This is a genomic window from Pedobacter sp., assembly GCF_041645105.1.
In the GTDB taxonomy this organism is placed as follows: Bacteria; Bacteroidota; Bacteroidia; order Sphingobacteriales; family Sphingobacteriaceae; genus Pedobacter.
The window spans coordinates 1078965-1099579 of record NZ_JBAZQQ010000001.1 but is presented as its reverse complement, the minus strand read 5'-3'; the positions used below and the strand labels follow the sequence as shown (position 1 = coordinate 1099579).

17 protein-coding genes are annotated in these 20615 nt (G+C 36.8%); 10 read left to right on the top strand and 7 right to left on the bottom strand.

The window, feature by feature from the left end:
• Positions 1 to 117: 117 nt before the first annotated feature.
• The 5 genes from WC623_RS04635 to WC623_RS04615 all read right to left on the bottom strand — a co-directional run bounded on the left by WC623_RS04635 (position 118) and on the right by WC623_RS04615 (position 5355).
• The gene (locus WC623_RS04635) at positions 118 to 732 is read right to left on the bottom strand and encodes an ATP-binding cassette domain-containing protein (RefSeq protein ID WP_372848431.1); all 615 of its coding nucleotides are present in this window, start codon (positions 730 to 732) and stop codon (positions 118 to 120) included.
• Between the two features lie 12 nt (positions 733 to 744).
• On the bottom strand, positions 745 to 1530 hold the full coding sequence (gene lpxA, locus WC623_RS04630) for an acyl-ACP--UDP-N-acetylglucosamine O-acyltransferase (protein WP_074611404.1): 786 nt from the start codon (positions 1528 to 1530) through the stop codon (positions 745 to 747).
• A complete protein-coding gene (locus WC623_RS04625; RefSeq protein WP_372848429.1) occupies positions 1527 to 2936 on the bottom strand; it encodes a bifunctional UDP-3-O-[3-hydroxymyristoyl] N-acetylglucosamine deacetylase/3-hydroxyacyl-ACP dehydratase in 1410 nt (469 codons plus the stop codon). The genes lpxA and WC623_RS04625 overlap by 4 nt, the downstream gene beginning before the upstream one ends.
• Positions 2937 to 2938: 2 nt before the next feature.
• The gene (gene lpxD, locus WC623_RS04620; protein ID WP_372848427.1) at positions 2939 to 4012 is read right to left on the bottom strand and encodes a UDP-3-O-(3-hydroxymyristoyl)glucosamine N-acyltransferase; all 1074 of its coding nucleotides are present in this window, start codon (positions 4010 to 4012) and stop codon (positions 2939 to 2941) included.
• A 119-nt stretch (positions 4013 to 4131) separates the two neighbouring features.
• Positions 4132 to 5355, bottom strand: coding sequence for an HD domain-containing protein (locus WC623_RS04615; protein ID WP_372848425.1), 1224 nt, complete (start codon positions 5353 to 5355; stop codon positions 4132 to 4134).
• 105 nt (positions 5356 to 5460) lie between these two features.
• On the opposite strand from WC623_RS04615, the gene WC623_RS04610 reads away from it, so the two are divergent.
• From WC623_RS04610 to WC623_RS04595, 4 genes are read left to right on the top strand one after another with little or no spacing between them, the layout of a single operon-like run.
• The gene (locus tag WC623_RS04610) at positions 5461 to 7014 is read left to right on the top strand and encodes a PglZ domain-containing protein (RefSeq protein ID WP_372848979.1); all 1554 of its coding nucleotides are present in this window, start codon (positions 5461 to 5463) and stop codon (positions 7012 to 7014) included.
• A gap of 47 nt (positions 7015 to 7061) precedes the next feature.
• Complete coding sequence (gene tsaE, locus WC623_RS04605) at positions 7062 to 7487, top strand: tRNA (adenosine(37)-N6)-threonylcarbamoyltransferase complex ATPase subunit type 1 TsaE (protein ID WP_372848423.1); 426 nt, start codon at positions 7062 to 7064, stop codon at positions 7485 to 7487.
• Between the two features lie 60 nt (positions 7488 to 7547).
• Positions 7548 to 8774, top strand: coding sequence for an alanine dehydrogenase (locus WC623_RS04600; protein WP_372848421.1), 1227 nt, complete (start codon positions 7548 to 7550; stop codon positions 8772 to 8774).
• A gap of 10 nt (positions 8775 to 8784) precedes the next feature.
• On the top strand, positions 8785 to 9468 hold the full coding sequence (locus WC623_RS04595; protein ID WP_372848419.1) for a M15 family metallopeptidase: 684 nt from the start codon (positions 8785 to 8787) through the stop codon (positions 9466 to 9468).
• An 11-nt stretch (positions 9469 to 9479) separates the two neighbouring features.
• Here the strand turns inward: WC623_RS04595 and WC623_RS04590 are convergent, their stop codons facing one another.
• Positions 9480 to 10793, bottom strand: a complete 1314-nt coding sequence (locus WC623_RS04590; RefSeq protein ID WP_372848417.1) for a D-alanyl-D-alanine carboxypeptidase/D-alanyl-D-alanine-endopeptidase — start codon at positions 10791 to 10793, stop codon at positions 9480 to 9482.
• Between the two features lie 88 nt (positions 10794 to 10881).
• Here WC623_RS04590 and WC623_RS04585 point away from each other — a divergent pair, with 88 nt between their 5' ends.
• The 3 genes from WC623_RS04585 (at position 10882) to WC623_RS04575 (ending at position 13348) form a co-directional block, all read left to right on the top strand.
• Positions 10882 to 12075, top strand: coding sequence for an aspartyl protease family protein (locus WC623_RS04585; protein WP_372848415.1), 1194 nt, complete (start codon positions 10882 to 10884; stop codon positions 12073 to 12075).
• Positions 12076 to 12119: 44 nt separating this feature from the next.
• Positions 12120 to 13058: a hypothetical protein gene (locus WC623_RS04580; protein ID WP_372848413.1), complete on the top strand. Its 939-nt coding sequence runs from the start codon at positions 12120 to 12122 to the stop codon at positions 13056 to 13058.
• Positions 13059 to 13156: 98 nt separating this feature from the next.
• Positions 13157 to 13348: a cold-shock protein gene (locus WC623_RS04575; RefSeq protein ID WP_008241764.1), complete on the top strand. Its 192-nt coding sequence runs from the start codon at positions 13157 to 13159 to the stop codon at positions 13346 to 13348.
• A gap of 65 nt (positions 13349 to 13413) precedes the next feature.
• Here WC623_RS04575 and WC623_RS04570 read toward each other — a convergent pair whose 3' ends face one another.
• Positions 13414 to 14211 carry a glycerophosphodiester phosphodiesterase gene (locus WC623_RS04570; RefSeq protein WP_372848411.1) on the bottom strand — a complete coding sequence of 266 codons (798 nt, stop codon included), beginning with the start codon at positions 14209 to 14211 and terminating at the stop codon, positions 13414 to 13416.
• 150 nt (positions 14212 to 14361) lie between these two features.
• On the opposite strand from WC623_RS04570, the gene WC623_RS04565 reads away from it, so the two are divergent.
• The 3 genes from WC623_RS04565 to WC623_RS04555 all read left to right on the top strand — a co-directional run bounded on the left by WC623_RS04565 (position 14362) and on the right by WC623_RS04555 (position 20474).
• Complete coding sequence (locus WC623_RS04565) at positions 14362 to 17676, top strand: hypothetical protein (RefSeq protein ID WP_372848409.1); 3315 nt, start codon at positions 14362 to 14364, stop codon at positions 17674 to 17676.
• A gap of 10 nt (positions 17677 to 17686) precedes the next feature.
• The gene (gene ybeY / locus WC623_RS04560) at positions 17687 to 18121 is read left to right on the top strand and encodes an rRNA maturation RNase YbeY (RefSeq protein WP_372848407.1); all 435 of its coding nucleotides are present in this window, start codon (positions 17687 to 17689) and stop codon (positions 18119 to 18121) included.
• Positions 18122 to 18611: 490 nt separating this feature from the next.
• Complete coding sequence (locus WC623_RS04555; RefSeq protein WP_372848405.1) at positions 18612 to 20474, top strand: ABC-F family ATP-binding cassette domain-containing protein; 1863 nt, start codon at positions 18612 to 18614, stop codon at positions 20472 to 20474.
• Positions 20475 to 20615 lie beyond the last annotated feature (141 nt).

The following is a 20615-nucleotide window of genomic DNA, read 5'->3' as shown; positions in this document are numbered from 1 at the left end:
TGCCGCAAAGGTAAAGACTATTTATTAATTATACAATAGTAATTTAAAAATATTTTCACAAAGGTATTTTAACCGCTGAAAAGCCTCTTTCACACCCAATTTCAAATATAAAATTACTTATTTATAATCCGTCAAATGAACAAAATGGTTACAAAAGGAATACTCAGATTCCTGATTTGATCCGATAATCAGCATTCTTTCTGCTGAAAATTGTTCAATTAATTGAAGATACCAGGCCATTCCCTGTTTATCCAGATTAGAGGTAGGTTCATCCAACAAAAGAACAGGAGTATCTGAACAGCAAGCAAGCACAAGCTTGGTGCGTTGCTTCATACCCGAAGAGAAGTATTTTAAAGCCTTATCCTGTGATTTCGCCAGTCCAAGCAGGTCCAACACCGCGGCTGCGTCCATCCCTTTGTAAAAAGCCTTAAATTTAAAATGAAATCGAATTGTTTCCTGAAGTGTAAACTCTTCGATCAGATCCAGGTAAGGTGCCGCAAAACTAATATCCCGATAAATTTCTTCTACCGGGATATCAGCATCAGCCTTATAACTTATTGACCCCTCAGATGGGGATAGATTGCCATGTAAAACACTTAGTAATGTTGACTTCCCAGAACCATTAGGTCCTAAAACAGCATATTTCTCTCCAGCAAGAAATTCGTAGTTTACATTCCTAAAAATCCATTCCTGATTAAACCGCCGTCCAACGTTTCCTAAGCTGATTGTCATTTAATAAGTACCTTAACTTCCAGAGCCAAAGCCTTTCATTACACCGCGGTTTGAATTCCTGATGAAATCTACAATTTCATCCCGGATTTCCGTAGGGGCAAATTCAGCTTCTATCATATCCAGAGCCTTGGTAACATTGTTATGTTTCACAAATAAAACCCTGTAAATTTCTTGTATCTCATTAATCTTCTCAGAAGAAAACCCTCTCCTTCTCAAACCTACAGAATTGATTCCTGCGTAGGACAAAGGCTCTCTGGCCGCCTTAACATAAGGAGGCACGTCTTTTCTAACCAATGAACCACCAGTAACAAATGCATGTGAGCCCACCTTAACAAACTGATGTATAGCAACCAATCCCGCAAGAACCACATAGTTTCCAATAGTAATGTGACCTGCCAGTGTTGTACTGTTTGAGAAAATACAATAATCGCCTACCTCACAATCATGCGCGATATGCGAATAAGCCTGAATAAGACAGTTACTGCCAATAACAGTCTTCCACTTATCCTTTGTGCCACGATTAATCGTAACACACTCCCTGATTGTTGTATTGTCGCCAATTTCAGCAGTAGTTACCTCACCGGCAAATTTTAAATCCTGTGGCACACCCGAAATTACCGATCCGGGAAAAACCCTACAGTTCTTTCCTATCCTGGCACCGTCCATGATCACTACATTAGAGCCAATCCAGGTCCCCTCACCTATCTCAACATCTTTATGAATTACCGCAAAAGGTTCAATAACTACATTATCGGCTATTTTTGCCTGAGGATGTATATACGCTAAGGGTTGTATCATGTAGTTTCGTTTTCTTTTACTTTTACGATCTGGGCCATCATTTCTGCTTCGACCACAACTTTTCCACCTACCATTCCGACACCTTTCATTTGCGCAATTCCCCGTCTGATCGGTTCCATTAAATCGCACCTAAAAACAATCGTGTCACCAGGTAAAACCTGCGCTCTAAAACGAACATTATCAATTTTAAGGAACAAGGTTAAATAATTTCTGGGGTCTGGAACCGTGCTAAGCACCAATATCCCTCCTGTTTGGGCCATGGCTTCGATCTGAATAACACCTGGAAAAACTGGTGCACCAGGAAAATGTCCCTTAAAAAACTCTTCATTCATGGTCACATTTTTCAAACCAACAACATGGGTTTTACTCAATTCCAAAATTTTGTCAATAAACAAAAATGGTTGACGATGAGGAAGAATGTCCATAATCTGAACAATATCATATAGTGGCTTAACATTAGTATCATACACATGCTGAACCTTTTTATTCTTCTCCTTTTTGATAGCTGCTTTGATTTTTTTAGCAAAAGCCACGTTTGCAGCATGACCAGGTCTTGCTGCCATAATATGGCCTTTTAAATGAACACCAACAAGTGCAAGGTCACCAATCATATCCAGCAACTTATGTCTTGCCGGCTCATTCTGATGCCTTAATTCCATATTATTCAAAATACCCTGAGGGGCAACTTCGATTGCTTTGCGTTTGAATATTTTGGCAAGGTGATCTAATTCTTCCTTAGTAACTTCCTTATCTACAATTACAATTGCATTATTCAAATCACCTCCTTTAATCAGGTTATTTTGCAACTGATATTCTAATTCATGCAAAAAGCAAAATGTTCTGCAAGAAGCAATTTCTTTCTTAAATTCAGCAATGCTGGATATTCCTGCGTGCTGACTCCCTAAAACAGGTGAATTATAGTCAATCATACAAGTGAACCTATAATCATCCAAAGGCATTGCAACAATCTCAACCTTTCTATCAGGCTCAGTATAAGTTATGTTATGAGGAATCTGGAAATATTCTCTATCCTGGCTCTGCAACTGTACCCCGGCACTTTCCAAAGCATCCAGGAACTGAATAGCACTCCCATCCATAATAGGTGTTTCGGGTCCATCAAGTTTTATCAGCACATTATCCAGGTCCATCCCTACTAAAGAAGCCATAACATGCTCAACTGTACTTACACTAGCACCATTTTGAGAAATTGTAGTTCCTCTGGCAGTATCAGTAACATTATCACAATCCGCATCTACAATCGGACTTCCAGGAAGGTCAATTCTTTGAAATTTGAACCCGTAATTTTCCGGTGCCGGACAAAATGTGAGCGTAACATTTGCTCCGGTATGCAGGCCAACACCTTGTACCGAAACCTCGTTCTTTATGGTCTTTTGTTTAACGTTCATTATTATTTTGATATTGTACTGTTTTGTTCGATGATCAAGTTAAGCTCCTTAATTTTGGATTCAAGGCTGGCTATTCTTTTTTCAACGCTAGGCAATTGCTTAAAAATCACAGATGCACGCATCCAATCTCTTAAAGGCTGGGCAGGGCTGCCATGCCATTGTTTATTTTCTTCTGTTGTATTAAAGTTTATTCCTGCTTGTGCACCAATCTGTGTGCCTTTAGCAAGTGTAAGGTGACCGGCAATTCCCACTTGTCCGCCAATAAGGGCATGCTCGCCTACTTTTGTACTACCAGAAATTCCAGTCTGCGCTGCCACAGCACTATGTTCACCTAAATCAACATTATGTGCAATCTGAATTAGATTATCCAGCTTAACGCCTTTTCTGATAAAAGTAGAACCCATTGTAGCTCTGTCTACAGCTGTATTGGCGCCAATCTCTACATCATCTTCGATCACCACATTACCAATTTGGGCAATTTTAGAATACGTTCTGTCAGCTTGTGGAGCAAATCCAAAGCCATCACTACCAATTACAGTATTCGAATGGATAATTACATTGTTGCCCAGGACCGAGCGGTTATAAATTTTTACACCGGGGTGTATACAGCATTTTTTTCCTACAATGCTATCAGCACCAATAAATACCTGAGCAGAAATTTTTGAACCATCCCCAATTTCTGCATTTTCAGAGATATAACTAAATGCCCCGATAAATACATTTTTACCGATTTTTGCAGTCGGATGAATAAAAGATGGTTGTTCTATACCAACTTGTGAATTATTTTGGTTGATCACCTCATTATACCTCTCCAGTAAAACCGAAAAAGCGCTATAAGGATCTGCAACACGGATCATTGTACTGTTGACCGGCTGAGAAGGCAAAAAATCTTTTCCTACAATTACCACTGACGCATTTGTCTGATATAAATAGTTCTCGTACTTAGGGTTAGATAAAAAGCATAAAGAACCTTTCTTACCATTTTCTATTTTGGAAAGCTCACCAACCTGAACGTTTTCATCCCCTTCAATGGTACCATCTATAAACTCACTTATCTGCTTGGCAGTAAATTGCATTTTACAAAGTTATATGTTAAATTGATATGAACAAATAAACCTATTTAGGTTATTGACTAGTTTTAATAATCAACAGTATAAAAAACGGGATTAAATGCCAGTTATTTTGTTAAAAAGTGCTAAATAATTCTTGGATAGCACAGTATGTGTTTCTTTACAGTTTTGTCTAAAGATTCTAAGTTAGATAAATCCGAGGCCTTCGCAATATCTATGATCGTATTGTTTTTCAACAGAATATTAATATTGCCACTCCCAGCATTATACGCCCGGTTTCTAATGATATCGGTAAATACAAAATAGCAAATATCCGTTTCGTTCAAATTTAAAAATACCCCCATCCGCTCGCGTAAATCTTTCACCCGGTTTTCATCGGGTTCATCGTTACTAATTTCTACCTTATAAAGATTTCTTTGCGTAAGCATTGCGCAAAGCTTCGATAAAATACTATCAGAATGGTCTACCCACACTTTTACTGAAGCAAAAATATCCTGATCATCCAATTTGGAGAACTGTAGCAAATGCTCTTCTGTTGAGAAGAACTCGATTTCAGTAATATCGTTTTTTAAAAAATGCTGTAACGCTGGGGTGGCGAATAAAGTCTCCCCACGTGAGGCAAGTTTTTTAGCACGTTCCAATATTTTTACCAGTAACATCTCACCAGCAATTACTGTTTTATGCAAATAAACCTGCCAATACATCAACCTTCTGGCAATAAGAAACTTCTCAATCGAGTAGATCCCCTTTTCTTCAATCACCAGTTGATTATCCAATACATTAAACATCTTAATGATGCGATCAAAGCTGATTACTCCTTCGCTAACCCCAGTAAAGAAGCTATCCCGGTTCAGGTAATCCATCCTATCCAAATCCAGCTGACTCGAAACAAGCTGAGGAAGGAAATGCTTATGATAATCACCCGTAAAGATTTTAATAGCAAGTGTTAATCGTCCCTTAAACTCCTCGTTTAGCTTTTCCATCATAAACATGGAAATGTCCTCATGTTTTATCCCATTCACCAGAGTATGCTCCAATGCATGAGAAAAGGGGCCATGTCCAATATCATGAAGTAAAATTGCAATCGTAGCCGCCTCCTCTTCTTCAACGGTAATATCATGCCCTTTCCCTCTAAGGACTTCAATAGCAAGGCTCATCAAGTGCATCGCGCCTAAAGCATGATGAAACCTGGTGTGCAAAGCTCCAGGATATACAAGATGGGTCATCCCCAATTGCTTGATATACCTTAGTCTTTGAAAATATGGATGCGAAATCAGATCAAATAAAACTTCAGAAGGAATATTTATGAAGCCATATACCGGATCATTGATGATTTTCTTTTTGTTCAAGACTTAAAAATAAATTATACGGTACAAAAATTGCTATTTTTATCCACAACTAAGAAAGAGATGACTCTTTTTGAGGAATTATTTTTACAGTATACACATACGATGATGCAAGAAACAAAGATTCTTTGGGCCGATGATGAGATCAACTTATTAAAACCACATATATTACTATTAAATGAAAAAGGATATCATGTAACCACTTTTACAAATGGGAATGATGCCCTTGAAGCATTTGGGAAGGAGCATTTCGACCTGGTTTTTCTCGATGAAAATATGCCGGGCTTAAGTGGATTGGAAACCCTTACTGCCATCAAAAATATCCGAAATGATGTTCCAGTAGTGCTCATTACAAAAAGCGAAGAAGAAAACCTGATGGAAGATGCCATCGGCTCCAAAATAGACGATTACCTGATTAAACCAGTGAACCCTAAACAGGTTTTACTGACTATTAAAAAGATCATCGATAACAAAAGACTGGTAAGTGAAAAAACTTCTATGGCTTATCAGCAAGACTTCAGACGTTTGGGGATGACCCTTAACGACAAACTGAGTTATGAAGAATGGGTTGATGTTTACAAAAAACTAGTATTCTGGGAATTGGAACTGGAGAAACTGGATGACCCTCAGATGCATGAAATCCTAACAATGCAGAAGTCTGAGGCTAATACTCAATTTTCTAAATTTATTGAAGACCATTACCTGGGTTGGGTAAATGGGAAAGGAACGGCTCCATTACTGTCTAACGACCTTCTAAAAAAGAAAGTATTTCCGCTGATCAACAGCACGACTCCCGTTTTCTTTATCCTGATTGATAACCTCCGTTATGATCAATGGCGAATCATAAATCCATTGATTACCGAGTTCTTTAGGATGGATGAAGAGGATACTTATTCGAGTATCCTGCCAACAGCAACGCAATATGCAAGGAACGCCATTTTTTCTGGCCTTATGCCACTCGAAATGGAAAAAAGATTTCCTGGACTATGGCAGAATGACGACGATGAAGGTGGTAAAAATATGCATGAAGGAACTTTCCTTGCTGACCAGATTAAACGTAGTCTGCGTAAGGACTGCAAGTTTAGCTACAACAAAATTCTGACTTATGATGATGGAAAAGCTTTAAATGAGCAAGTAAACAATTTATTGCAAAATGAGTTCAATGCCATTGTATACAACTTTGTAGATATGCTTTCTCATGCTCGTACAGATATGCAAATGATCAGAGAACTGGCCAATGATGATGCGGCATATCGCTCATTAACACTTTCCTGGTTCGAGCATTCACCACTAATGGATTTGCTTAAAAAGATCTCTCAGAAGAAAGTAAAACTTGTAATCACTACAGACCATGGTACAATAAGGGTTAAAAACCCGAGCAAAGTAATCGGAGATAGAAATACCAATACCAACTTACGTTATAAGCAGGGTAGAAACCTGAATTATAATGCAAAAGAAGTATTTCTGATTAAAAATCCACACGAAGCACAACTGCCAAAGATCAATATCAGTTCTAATTATATCTTTGCCAAAGAGGACAAATACTTTGTATATCAGAACAACTACAATCAGTTTGTAAACTATTATAATGAGACCTTTCAGCATGGGGGAATATCACTTGAAGAGATGATTATACCCATTGCTACATACAGTTCAAAGTAAGGGACCTTCAGTAATTTTTAGCCGAAATGTTTTAAATTTGCTGTAGCATGAATAGTATAAAAATTGAAGTTAACGGACTTACAGAGCTCGAAAACGCCGCACAACAGATTGTCTCCTTTGCAGGTGAAGAACAGATCTTCATCTTCGAGGGTGAAATGGGTGCTGGAAAAACAACATTAATCAAGTCGCTTGCAAAAGTACTTGGGGTAACTGAAGTGGTCACCAGCCCTACTTTTTCTATTGTAAATGAATATGAAGCAAACGGAGATATTATCTATCATTTTGATTTTTATAGAATTAAAAATCTTCAGGAAGCGTATGACATAGGCTACGAGGAGTATTTTTATTCTGGAAATAAATGTTTCATAGAATGGCCTGCTAAAATAGAGTCTCTAATACCGGAACACTATTTAAAAATTGAAATCGATGTTATAAATGAAAATACCAGGTTATTGTCCATTTCGAAAAATTAAAATCAAACATGCTTAATTTCAGGTATTTTGCTTAAATTTCAGTCCAAATTATAACTAATAATGGCTACAGGATTACGCGAAGGTATGGCCTCTATTGCTCAAAAAGGGATGATACAACCAAAAGAGGCAATGGCAAAAATAGATGAGAAGAATAACAGTTTGTATATTGGCATCCCAAAAGAGATTTCATTCCAGGAAAACAGGATTGCTTTAACGCCTCTTTCGGTAGCCCTTTTGGTAAACAACGGCCACAAAGTAATTATTGAAGCCGGCGCTGGTAATGGAGCAAACTTTTCAGACAATAATTATAGCGAACAAGGAGCAATCATAACTTTCAATAAAAAGGAAGTATTCGATGCCGACATTATCGTCAAAATAGCCCCACCAACAATTGAAGAAATCGCACTAATGCACAAAGGGCAGACGCTGATTTCTGCCTTGCAGATGGGAAATCTTAAGGAGTCTTATCTAAAAGCGTTATTAAGTAAAAAGATTAATGCTCTTTGTTTTGAAAACCTGAGAGACGAGGGAAGTATATTAAGTGTGGTACGCTCCATGAGTGAAATTGTGGGTGCGACGTCAATTCTTATCGCCGCGGAGTACCTGAGTAATGTAACCGGAGGAAAAGGCTTGATGCTGGGCGGCTTTACAGGAGTGCCCCCAACAGAAATTGTTATTTTAGGTGCAGGGACCGTAGGTGAATATGCTGCACGTACGGCCATATCTCTTGGCGCAGAGGTGAAAGTGTTCGACAGCTCTCTCTATCGGCTCAGAAGACTTCAAAACAACCTCGGGACCCGTGTGTTTACGTCTGTTATGCAACCCATCGTATTGGATAAAGCCATTACCACCTGCGATGTAGTAATTGGTGCCATTCGTGCATCGCATGGCAGGAGCCCATGTATTGTAATGGAGGAAACTGTGGCGCGAATGAAGCCGAATTCTGTCGTGATTGATATCAGTATTGATCAGGGTGGTTGTTTTGAAACCTCAGAAGTTACAAACCATAAAGACCCTGTTTTTAGAAAACATGATGTCATTCATTACTGTGTCCCTAATATCGCATCCCGAGTTCCAAGAACAGCTTCTTATGCATTAACGAATATCTTTACTCCCATTCTGGTTGATATAGGTGATATGGGCGGGCTGATGAACCTAGTATGGAGCAAGCCTGGCATTAGGGAGGCCTTATACATTTATCAGGGGCACCTAACCAGTAAAGATCTGTCGAACATGTTTAATTTGCCATATAAAGACATAGAATTACTCGTAGCTGCAAATCAGTAATCCACTCAGCATGATGAAAAAAATCTTCCTGCTTTTATTAGCCGGCTGCTGTATTTCTGTTTATGCACAAAAAAAAGAGCTGAATCCTTACGGTTTAAAGGTAGAATCCTATACCGATTATTTAAAATCCTGCAAAGAGAATAGCAATCATCAATTGCTCGAACTTAAAAATCATATCCCTGGACTTGTCCTCGATATCAAATATGCAACTACTGATAACTTTATGAAGCGCAGAATGTACCCTCAGGCTCGTGCATTCGCCCGAAAACCTGTAGTATTACAACTACAAAAAGTACAGGCAGAGCTTAAAAAAAAGGGTTACGGACTAAAAGTTTTTGATGCTTACCGTCCTTACAGGATTACGGTTGCCTTTTATAAAGAAGCGTCAAATAAAGCCTTTGTAGCCAATCCGAATAAAGGATCAAGGCACAACCGTGGATGCGCAGTAGATCTTACATTAATCGATCTAAAAACGGGCAAAGAGCTTAAGATGCCAACCACATACGACAGCTTTGCAGAACAGGCTTCAGTAACTTATAATAAATTACCTGCACAGGTTATAAAAAACAGGGAATTCCTCATCCAAATCATGCGGAAATTTGGGTTCCGAGTATTACAAAACGAATGGTGGCATTATGACTTTATTGGCTGGCAGGCTTATTCCCTGATGGACATACCTTTCCAAAAATTATAAATTCCAGAGCATTAATATTTTTCGTGTATATAGGTCATAATTCTGGCCATCTCTTTTCTTACTTCAGTCGTTGGTACAACAAAATTGTTATTCATAAAAGAAAAGATATAGGTTTTCCCGCTTTTCGTAAGCACATAACCACTCTGATTGTGCACACCAAAAAGGGTGCCTGTTTTCCCAAAAACAAATGGTTGATTGGTCTTAGGATAGGTATTCCTTAATGTCCCGCTCTTACCTCCCGCAGGCAGCAGATCATACAATCTTTCTGGATTATTTATCTCTGTATAAATCAGCTCTAACACTTTAACCATATCTCTGGGGGTAAACAAATTATATCGTGAAAGACCAGAGCCATCTACCCAAATGGGCTTATCCGGAAGCTCTGATAGATAGGTCTTCAAAACATGATTAATGACCTTATTTGTGTTCAATTCTTCACCAAGCTGATTCCCATAGACTAACAACAACTGCTCGGCAATAAAATTATCACTTGGTAACATCAACTCCTTCAGCACCGAATCTCTCTTTAAATTATATACTGTTTTTGCATTGAGCGGCATTTTTCTGTTGGTCACAGTCACCTGCTTATTCAAAGTGTCTGACAGCAGGGACAACGTAGTTGGGAGATTAACCTTATAAGGTATTTGCTGTCGGTAACCTTCCTTAAGGGAAACATTAGGATACTTAAATTGGTTGTCGATAAAGTCTCGGGTCACTGTAAAGGCTTTCTTACTTGATAGTGAATCAACGACAAAGCAATCTCTAAACACAGCTGGAAAAAACACAGGTTTACCATTCCGACTAGTCACACTGACCAAATTATCCATGATAGGCAATTCATTGATTTCAGCCTGGTAATAGTCATTATAGTCATCCCATTGCCACCCACTTCCATAAAAATGACCAGTATATCTGCCAGGAGCATAGAAAAGCTTTTTGTTGCTAAGTCTCAAAAAATCAGCAGCCTTGGTTCCTTTCAACTTGCTTTGCAAAAATGAAGGATCACCAGTCCCCCAAAAAATCAAAGAATCCCCCTCTTCTATATACCTAAGCGAAGGAATCGAATCAGAGATCATTTTCAATCCTGCATAAAAGGTAAAAAGCTTGGTATTGGACGCTGGAGTAAAATATTGATCTGCATGTTTCTCAAATAGCATTTTTTTTGCAGACATATCGTATAATGCAAACCCCACATAATATTGCTTCAACACTTCAGAATGTTTAAAAACCTTTTTTAAATTCTTTGAAACCTGTCTTTCGGTAGAACAACTCATTAAAAAAATAAGCCCGAATACAGCAAGATATTTACTTGCGCATCTAATCATACTGCTACTAATTTATTAATTTAGTTTAATGAAATTGTTAATGTGTAACATTAATTTTAATAAACTCAGGGTGTATGTATGTCTCCTGATGATACAAATTTGCACAGTCTTAACCACCAAAGGCCAACAGTTTCACTTCAAGGGAGATAAAAATAAGGATGCAATCTCGTTTACTCTGGTTAAAAACCTGATTATAGTCCCCCTTTATATCAACAACAAGGGCCCTTTCAACTTTATTCTAGATACTGGTGTAGGCCCTCTGATCATAACTGATCCAACTTTAATTGACAGCATTGGTATTAAAATATCCAGATCCATCAAAATATCCGGACTAGGCAAAGGCAACGAAATTGATGCTTATGTTTCAAATGATATCGCTGCACAATTAGGGAAAGCCTCCATCAATAACATCCCTACAGCTATCCTTAAAAAGGATATTTTTGGTCTATCCAATTATCTCGGAATGAAAATTTATGGTCTTTTAGGCTATTATTTCTTTAATAGCTTTGTGGTCGAGATAAAATATACTTCAAAGAGATTATTGTTCAAAAACCCTAGCGCAGGTGGAAAAATTAAAGGAGAAAGAATTCCTATTGAACTCATTGGAAACAAACCCTATATAAACATAAATATTGAAAGCCCAAGTTATGGTGAAATAAGTATAAAAACATTGGTAGACAATGGTGCTAGTCATGCTATTTCATTAGAGAGATTAAATGAAAAACCATTCCCCGTTCCCTCAAATGCTATAAAAGCTAATTTGGGTGTAGGTATGAGCGGCCCAATTGATGGAAGTATCGGACGGTTAACCTCGTTAAAAATAGGGAGTTTTAAACTAAAAAATGTACTGGCATCTTACCCCATATATGATGACGTTGCTGCAAAAGTCTTCCTTAGAGATAGAAACGGCAATCTGGGTGCAGATGTATTAAGTAGGTTCAACATCGTATTCGACTATGAGGATAAGTCCATGTATATAAGGAAAGGGTCCCAGTTTAATCGTCCTTTTGAACATGATATGTCGGGGTTAGAAGTGTACGCTCAGGAGAATAAATCTTTACATTACTATGTAAGCAGAATAGAACCTGGTTCACCTGCCGAAATCGCGGGAGTGATGGTCGATGACGAGATCGTATCCATAAACTTTGTCCCCGTTGCCAATTATAAATTAAATGAAATAAATACCCTTTTTAAGTCTGCAGACGGCAAAAACATCATTCTCACGATCTACAGAAACAATGAACTAATAATCAGGGTTTTTAAGCTTAAACAAAGAATTTAAAGGATTGTTATACCTTTGCCTTAAACGAATACCTTTACCATTACATGACGAAATCCGGCATCCTAACTATCGCAGCAGGCATTTTACTGTTGATCAGCAGTTGTACCAGTAATTCTAAAGAGCCTTCAAAATTCAGGGGGCGCATATCTTTTGACTCCATTATGGGGATAAAATTTTATGAAGTAAAGCGTCGGTTTAGTACCGGTCTTTCTTTTAATGAACTAGGATTTCAGCAAGAACCAACCTGGATCATTCAATTTAAAGATCCTGATACAATACAAGCTTATAGCCCGCAGAAAAAGCGTATGCAGAGCTTTTACTTCCACTATGATCATGGGGATGTGTATAATTTTGCCAAGGAATGGTTCAGAATCAAAAAGATCAGTAAAGACAGTATGGTCTTCCAAAGACTCCATGTAACTGGGCGTGAGATATCAAAAGATATACGTTCGGATGTGAACATTACCTGGTACTCAGAAAATTACATCAACAATGTGCTTAAAACAACAGTAGGGGAATTACAAAAAACAACTAAGGCCGATACACTCTATATCAAAGAGCTCTCAGAAAAGTCTAACAGAAACCCAGGCAACGTGGATAGCGCATTTGCCGGCCGGCAACCCGTTCAGTTTATCCCACTAAGCGACATGATCAGTGTAAAGAAAATCAGCAGCGTTGATAAATTGAATGGAAAAACAGAATCCTACGATTACCTTTTCCCTAAATATCGCATTGATATCGTAAAAGCTTATGACGATTTCGGCTATGAGTTCTCTGCGGTGGTGGATGAAAAAGGAAAGATCTATCTGGGCAAATTCAGGGTAAATCAACCCGAAAACTATGAGCCTAGAAAGAAAACATTGGAAGCCATAATTAACGTTTACCTACAAAATCTTTTAAAAACAATTCCTGGAGAAACCCTTGGAATTCAGCACTCAAGCGAAATTAATTTGATCGTTACAGGACGTAAAAACAAAGCTTAAAATCCCATTCTATTTTATATTTATCAAAAAATGAAGCGTTTGCACATTATAAAAAAATAATATGTACCTTGCACACTTAATTTTTAATAAATAATACAATGCAAGAAGGAACAGTAAAATTTTTTAATGTAACTAAAGGTTTCGGATTTATTATCCCTGCAAACGGTGATAGCGAAATCTTTGTACATTCAACAGGCCTTATCGACGAAATTCGTGAAAACGATAAAGTTGAGTATGACGTAGAAAGCGGCAAAAAAGGGTTGAATGCGATTAATGTTAAAGTAATCTAGATTATTAAAAACATAAATTGTACAGCATCGCGGATAACCCGCGATGCTTTTTTATTTTACAAGCTTTATTTGCGGCTTTTAATAAGCTCTAAAAGCATTTCAGGTTCGTTAGTAGTAATAAACTCAACCTTATTGTCTAACAGCCATTTCATATCGGCAGCATCATTTACAGTCCAGGCATTTATAGTCAATCCTAATTCTTTTGCTTTAGCAAACCACTCTCCCTTTTTATAAACTGAATAATGGTAATCTGCTCCATAAAAACCATCTTGTTTTAGTTTCTCTAAAGATACATTTCCAGCCAGATAGGATACATTTGCCTGTGTATCCAACTTTTTTATCTGCTCCAGGATTGGATAGCTAAAGCTAATATAATCAACCCATGGGCGAGCTTTAAGCTGATGTACCATTGCAACAACTTTAGCTGTTAAAACCTTATCATATTCAGCACCAGTTTTAGACGGCTTAATCTCCAGAATCAATCTGGTCGTTTTTTGCTTCAATCCTGCCTTTAGATAGCTCTCTAACGTAGGAATATACTCTCCATTTGAAAGTTGCTTTGCCTTCAACTCTTTGTAAGTAGATTTTTCAATATGAATACCAAAAAAATCATGATCATGGTTTACAACCAAAACGCCGTCTGCAGTCATGTGTACATCAAACTCAGAACCATGGCAACCAATACGAACCGCCTCGTTTAATGCAGCAATGGAGTTCTCAGGGAGTCCTTTTGCTTTAAAAGCACCTCTGTGTGCAATCACCTCATTTTTGCTCCAAGTATTAACTGCTTTCATTTTCTTCTGCGCAAAAGCGCCATTTAGTCCTATTGAAGTAAGGATAAGTCCAAATAATAAATGTTTCATGTGTGTGTTTTTTTTACTAAAATATCATTTTATAAATAATAATCCAGTTTTGATATAGTTAATAAATCGATAAACTTTAATTAAAACATTAGATTATATCTCTATTTTTATCAAAAAACTGCCCTTGAACAGGGCTATAGGAAAAAATAAATGAACAGTAACTACGAACTTTTAGTTTCTAAAATTAACGAGTTTACGCAAAAGTTTTACCTTAATAAACTTTTGCGTGGCAGCATTTATGCCCTGGCATTACTATTGGCGTTGTACCTGCTTATATTTGTGTTTGTTTACTATTTCCAGCCTGGGGCTATAATAAAAACCAGTTTGTTTTTTGGATCAATAGCACTGGCAGCACTAATCATATCAATTCTTGTCCTTAAACCTGCATTCGCATATTTTAAGCTAAGCAAAAACCTAAGTATAGAAGAAGCCTCTGCTATTATTGGTAATCACTTTTTTAATGTAAAGGACAAATTGCTAAATACCTTGCAACTCAAAGTGATGGCAGATGAATCTCCAGGAAACAGTACACTCATTCTTGCAGGGGTAGATCAGAAAATAGCAGAACTTAACCCAATACCTTTTTCAAGCGCAATAAAGTTGGCAGAAAACAAGAAATACATCAAGTATTTTCTTGCTCCAGCAACAGTAATATTATTGATTGCACTCATCGCTCCTGCCATTCTAAAAGAAGGAACCAGCAGCTTTGTACAGTACAATAAACAAATCTTACCAAAAGCACCGTTCGATTTTCAATTGTTAACGAATAAGCTTATCGTGGCACAAGGTGATGATATAGACTTAAAGCTAAAGTTAAACGGCAATGAAATTCCGCAGGAAGTGTATGTTAATGATGGGATTAACACCTATAAACTTGAAAAAGAAAATACCACCATATTTAATTATACGTTTAAAAACCTGCAAAAGAACCACAAAATAATTTTCCAGGCAGGAGGATTTAATTCTGTTCCTTATACAATTGAAGTAAAGCTCCGACCTTCAGTAATCAACATTACGGCAAATCTGGCCTACCCGGCATACCTGAATAAAAAAAATGAAAGCATTCGCAATGCCGGAGATTTGTTAATCCCGGAAGGAACCCGTGTTACCTGGAAAATGGAAACAAAAAATAGTAATAAGCTGACTTTTAATATTGGCAGTAAAAACCTGATTTTAACGGCATTAAATAATGTTTTTTCTTATACAGGGGTCATAAGAGAAAGTGCTAAATATGGTATTGTGCCTCAAAACCAATTCATCCATAGTAAAGACTCTCTTAATCATCAAATTAATGTGATTAAAGATGATTTTCCAGGAATTACTGTAACGGAAACCCCTGATTCCCTAAGTAGCAAGGCTCGCTATTTTAATGGAAATATTACAGATGACCATGGATTTACGTCTCTTAAATTTAAATATATCATCAAGGAAAATAACAAAACAAAAATGACAGTAAGTAAAGCCATTCCTGTAAAAAAAAACAGGCATGACGATGCTTTCTTCTTTGTCTGGGACCTAAATGAACCGCTGATTAAACCTGGTCAAAGCCTGGAGTACTATTTTGAAGTTTCCGATAACGATGCTGTAAATGGTCCAAAAACCACGAAATCAGAGCTTAAGGTATATGAGATTCCAAGCTCTGGAGAAATAGCTGAAAGAATAAACGAAAACAGCCTGGCATTAAAACAAAAAATGGAAAAAACCATTAAACTGGCTGGACAGGTTGAGAAGGAAAGCAAGAAGATGGGAGAAACGTTATTGGATAAAAAACAGATCTCCTTTGATGACAAAAAACAGATTGAACAATTGCTCGAAAAGCAAAAACAATTAGAACAAGCTGTAAAAGAGATCAATGATCTGAACAAAAAAAACACAGTCGAAAAGGAAGAAAATAACCTGCTTAAACAAGAGCTTGCCGACAAACAGAAACAGATTGACGATCTGTTTAAGAATGTATTGGATGAGAAAACCAAAGCATTGCTGGAGAAATTGCAAAATCTGATGGACCAGAACAATAAAGACCAGACGAGGCAAGAATTGTCTAAAATGCAAATGGATAATAAATCGCTGAAAAATGAGCTTGATCGCATTTTAGAGTTATATAAACAACTGGAGTTTGAGCAAAGTCTGCAAAACAATATAGATCGTCTGAATGATCTGGCCAAACAGCAAAAGGACCTGGCAAAGCAGAGTTTAGAAAAGAACACAGCTCCTGATGATATAAAATCAAAACAAAAAGAGTTGTCAAAATCACTTAATGAAATTCAAAAAGAGCTTAAAAAACTGGATGAAAAAAACCAGGAATTAGAACGCCCCAATTCTTTTAGTGCTCCTGAAAAAGAAATGAATGACATCGCTCAGGAGCAGAAAAACAGTGAAGAACAACTAGATAAAAAGGAAACCAAAAAAGCCGCTGAAAGTCAGCAAAAAGCTGCTGAAAAAATGGAACAGCAAGCAGATAAATTGAAAAAGATGCAGGACGACTCTGCGGAAATGGAAAACAATTTAAATGCACAAGAGTTACGTCGTTTACTGGAGAATCTTCTAAAAACCTCGTTTGACCAGGAAAAAGTAATGCTCAACTTAAGGAGGTTGAATAGCTCCGACCCACAGTATACCAGCAATGTTCAGAAACAAAGGGAAATAAAAGATAATATGAAAGTGATTGCTGATAGCCTTTATTCGCTAAGTAAGCGTGTTCCTCAAATAGAAAGCACGGTAAATGAGGAAATGCAAAAAATCAACTTTAATATCGACAAAAGTTTAGAAAACCTGGGTGAAAGAAATACCTCCGGTGCCAATAAAAATCAGCAATATGCAATGACCTCCGTAAATAATCTGTCGTTGATGCTTAGTGAAGCACTTAATCAGCTACAAGACATGATGAAGAATAGTAAGAGCGGCGGCAAAGGAAAGAAAAAGCAAAGCATGAAACAGTTGCAACAAATGCAGCAACAACTGAACAATAACATGCAAAAAGCCCGGGATCAGATGCAAAAAAATGGTAACAAAGGAGCTGTACCCAAAGGCACAATGAGTGAAGAATTTGCTAAAATGGCTCAACAACAACAGATGATCCGGGAGGCATTACAAAAAATAAACAGAGAAGAAAATAAAGACGGAAAAGGCGGACTGGGAAACCTCAATCAAATGATTCAGGATATGAAAGCCACCGAGGCAGAATTAGTGAATAAAAGGCTGGAACAAGAAACTATGAATCGTCAGAAAGAATTGCTGACCAAACTTTTAAATGCAGAAAATGCCCAGCACGAACAAGATCAGGATGCAAAAAGAGAAAGTAAAGCAGGAAAAGATTTCCCTCCATCCTATCAGAAAATGCTGGATAAATTTAAAGCTAATGAAAAAAATGAAACAGAATGGTTGCAAAAATTACCACCAAATCTAAACCATTATTATAAAAATAAAATCACCGAATATTTTAAATTGCTAAATTCGGGGCAATAAATTATATCTGATGAGTAAGGCAAGTATCAATTTTTTTAATGAAGAAACCAGTTATATCCTTAAAAATAAAAGAGCAATCAAAGCCTGGGTGGCAGCAACGATTGCAGAAGAAGGGTATGTTTTACAAGAACTAAACTTCATTCTTTGTTCAGACGAGTATTTACTGCGTATAAATCAGGAATATCTTGATCATGATACTTATACCGACGTGATAACTTTTGATAACTCTGAAGAGCTTAAAACCATTGTTGGAGATATATTTATAAGTATTGATCGAATAAAAGAAAATGCTGCTACATTTAAGCATGCTCTTGCCCAGGAATTGTGCAGGGTTATTATCCATGGTACGCTTCACCTTCTCGGATACAGAGATAAAAGCAAAGCAGAAAAGTTAAAGATGACAGAAAAAGAAGACCATTATCTCTCGCTTTTATTTAAAGATTAAAGACCAAATACCAGAGCTGCTAAAAAAAGCAGCAGCAAAAACAACTAAGCGTAGAAATAGTAAAGATAATTACCACAACCAGAAATTTTCGCGAAAACATAATAATTCTTAATTCAATTTCCAATAAAAATCCTAAGTTTTTAAAGGATTTCAGAGCTTAAAAAATCTTTTAAGTTTAAAAAAACGCAAGAACTCATACACGTCGTTTTTAGCCGTTTTAACGCGACTTAGTTAGTTTATGATAAAGACATTAGACTATCGCCTGTTTTTCGCTCAGAAAAGCCCTAATGAAGCGACTTTTCAGCTTCGCCTATACCCAAAATCGACAGGCGGAAAGCATCGACTCTAAATATAACATTTTTGTTACATTTGGTTTGCTAAAACAATAAAACTTCTACGTCGTAGATTCAAAGCTTCCAATTATATACCACAAATAATTATTGCTTACTTTTGTAGTAATTTCTTATCATAATATCGTTAAACACAGACTTTGAGCACACTTATTGCAGCCGAAAACTTAGGCCATGCCTATCACGATGAATGGCTATTCAAAAACTTAACCCTGGGCATCCAAACCGGGCAGCGCGTAGCGTTGGTGGGTATTAACGGTGCTGGAAAAAGCACCTTACTAAAACTTCTTGCCGAAAGGTTCAGCCCACTGGAAGGAAAAATTGTAAAGAATAAATCTGTTAAAATAGGCTTTCTAGATCAAGAACCTAGTTTTACTGATGGTTATTCTATTAGCGATTTCATCTTTTCACTGGAAAATAAACAGCAACAGCTGATTAAAGAGTATGAGGAATTAATTGAAGATCCTAACCCGGATGAGAAGAAACTAAACCGCTTGTATGAGGAACTTAGTGAACATAATGCCTGGGAATACGAGCATGAAATAAAAACTATTCTGAGCAGAATGGGTATCACTCATTTACAGCAAAAGATATCTACCCTATCTGGCGGACAGAAGAAACGGCTGGCATTAGCTAAACTGTTGATCGAAGACCCTGAAATTTATGTATTAGATGAGCCTACCAACCATTTGGACATTGACACCATAGAATGGTTGGAGAAATTATTGACATCAGGTAATAAAACATTGTTATTGGTCACTCACGATCGTTACTTCCTGGACAATGTCTGCAATACTATTGTAGAGCTTGACAGAGGCAAGATTTACAATTACAATGGAAATTATGCTTACTTCCTGGAAAAGAAATCAGAAAGAGAAGCAGCTGATGAAAGCACCTTTCAAAAAAACAAAAACTTACTTAAAAAGGAGTTAGAATGGATGAGAAGAATGCCTGCAGCACGTACAACAAAATCACAATCCAGAATTGATGCCTTTTATGATCTTGATGCAAAAACAAAACAAAGATCTGATAATCAAAAAGTTACTTTAAATGTTAAAATGTCAAGACAAGGAAATAAAATCCTTGAACTTGATCATATCGGGCAATCTTTTGATGATAAAACCATTATTAATGATTTCAGTTATACATTTAAACGTGCGGACCGCATTGGTTTAGCTGGTAAAAATGGAACAGGCAAATCTACTTTACTAAATATCATAACAGGATACTTAGTGCCAGAAAAAGGAAAGGTAAGTACTGGCGAAACCACTGTATACGGATATTATAAACAAGGCGGTTTGTCTTTTAATGAAAAAGAACGCGTAATTGATATTGTAAAATCTGATGCCGAATATATAAAAATGGCAGATGGTCAAACCATATCTGCTTCACAACTTTTAACATTATTCTTATTCCCCCCTAAAAAACAACATGGGATGGTTGAGAAATTAAGTGGTGGTGAAAAGAAACGTTTACACTTGATGAAAGTTTTGATGCAAAATCCAAACTTTTTAATTCTAGATGAGCCAACCAATGATTTGGATATTGACACATTAAATGTCTTAGAAGAATTCCTTGAGAATTTCCCAGGTGTCCTAATTTTAGTTTCTCACGATAGGTATTTACTTGATAAAATGAGTGAGCAATTATTCATTATGGAAGGTAATGGTGACGTAGCAATTTATAATGGAAATTATTCAGAGTATAGGATTAGCTTAGATACGGCAAAAGAAAAACCTGAGCAAAAACAAAAACAAAATTCTACCCCTTCTACTCCAACTGCTCCAGTAAAAAAATTAAGTTATAAAGAGCAGCAAGAAATCACTGAACTGGAATTAAGAATTGCAGAAGTTGAAAATCAAATAAAAGATTTAACGTTATCTCTTTCAAATATTGACAGTGCAAATTATTTGGAACTTCAAAATAAAACACAAGAGATAGAAAATTTAAACACCGAATTGGAACAAATAACAGAGCGTTGGTTGACCCTTTCGGAACAATAGTAATAACTGATATTCCTAATCGTTTAAAAGGATAAAAGTCTGGTAAATTAATTTTATAATTCAAATGTTTCACGTGGAACGATTCTTAAATTTCAAGTACAAGCTCTATACGTTCCACGTGAAACACTTAAAATAAAAAAA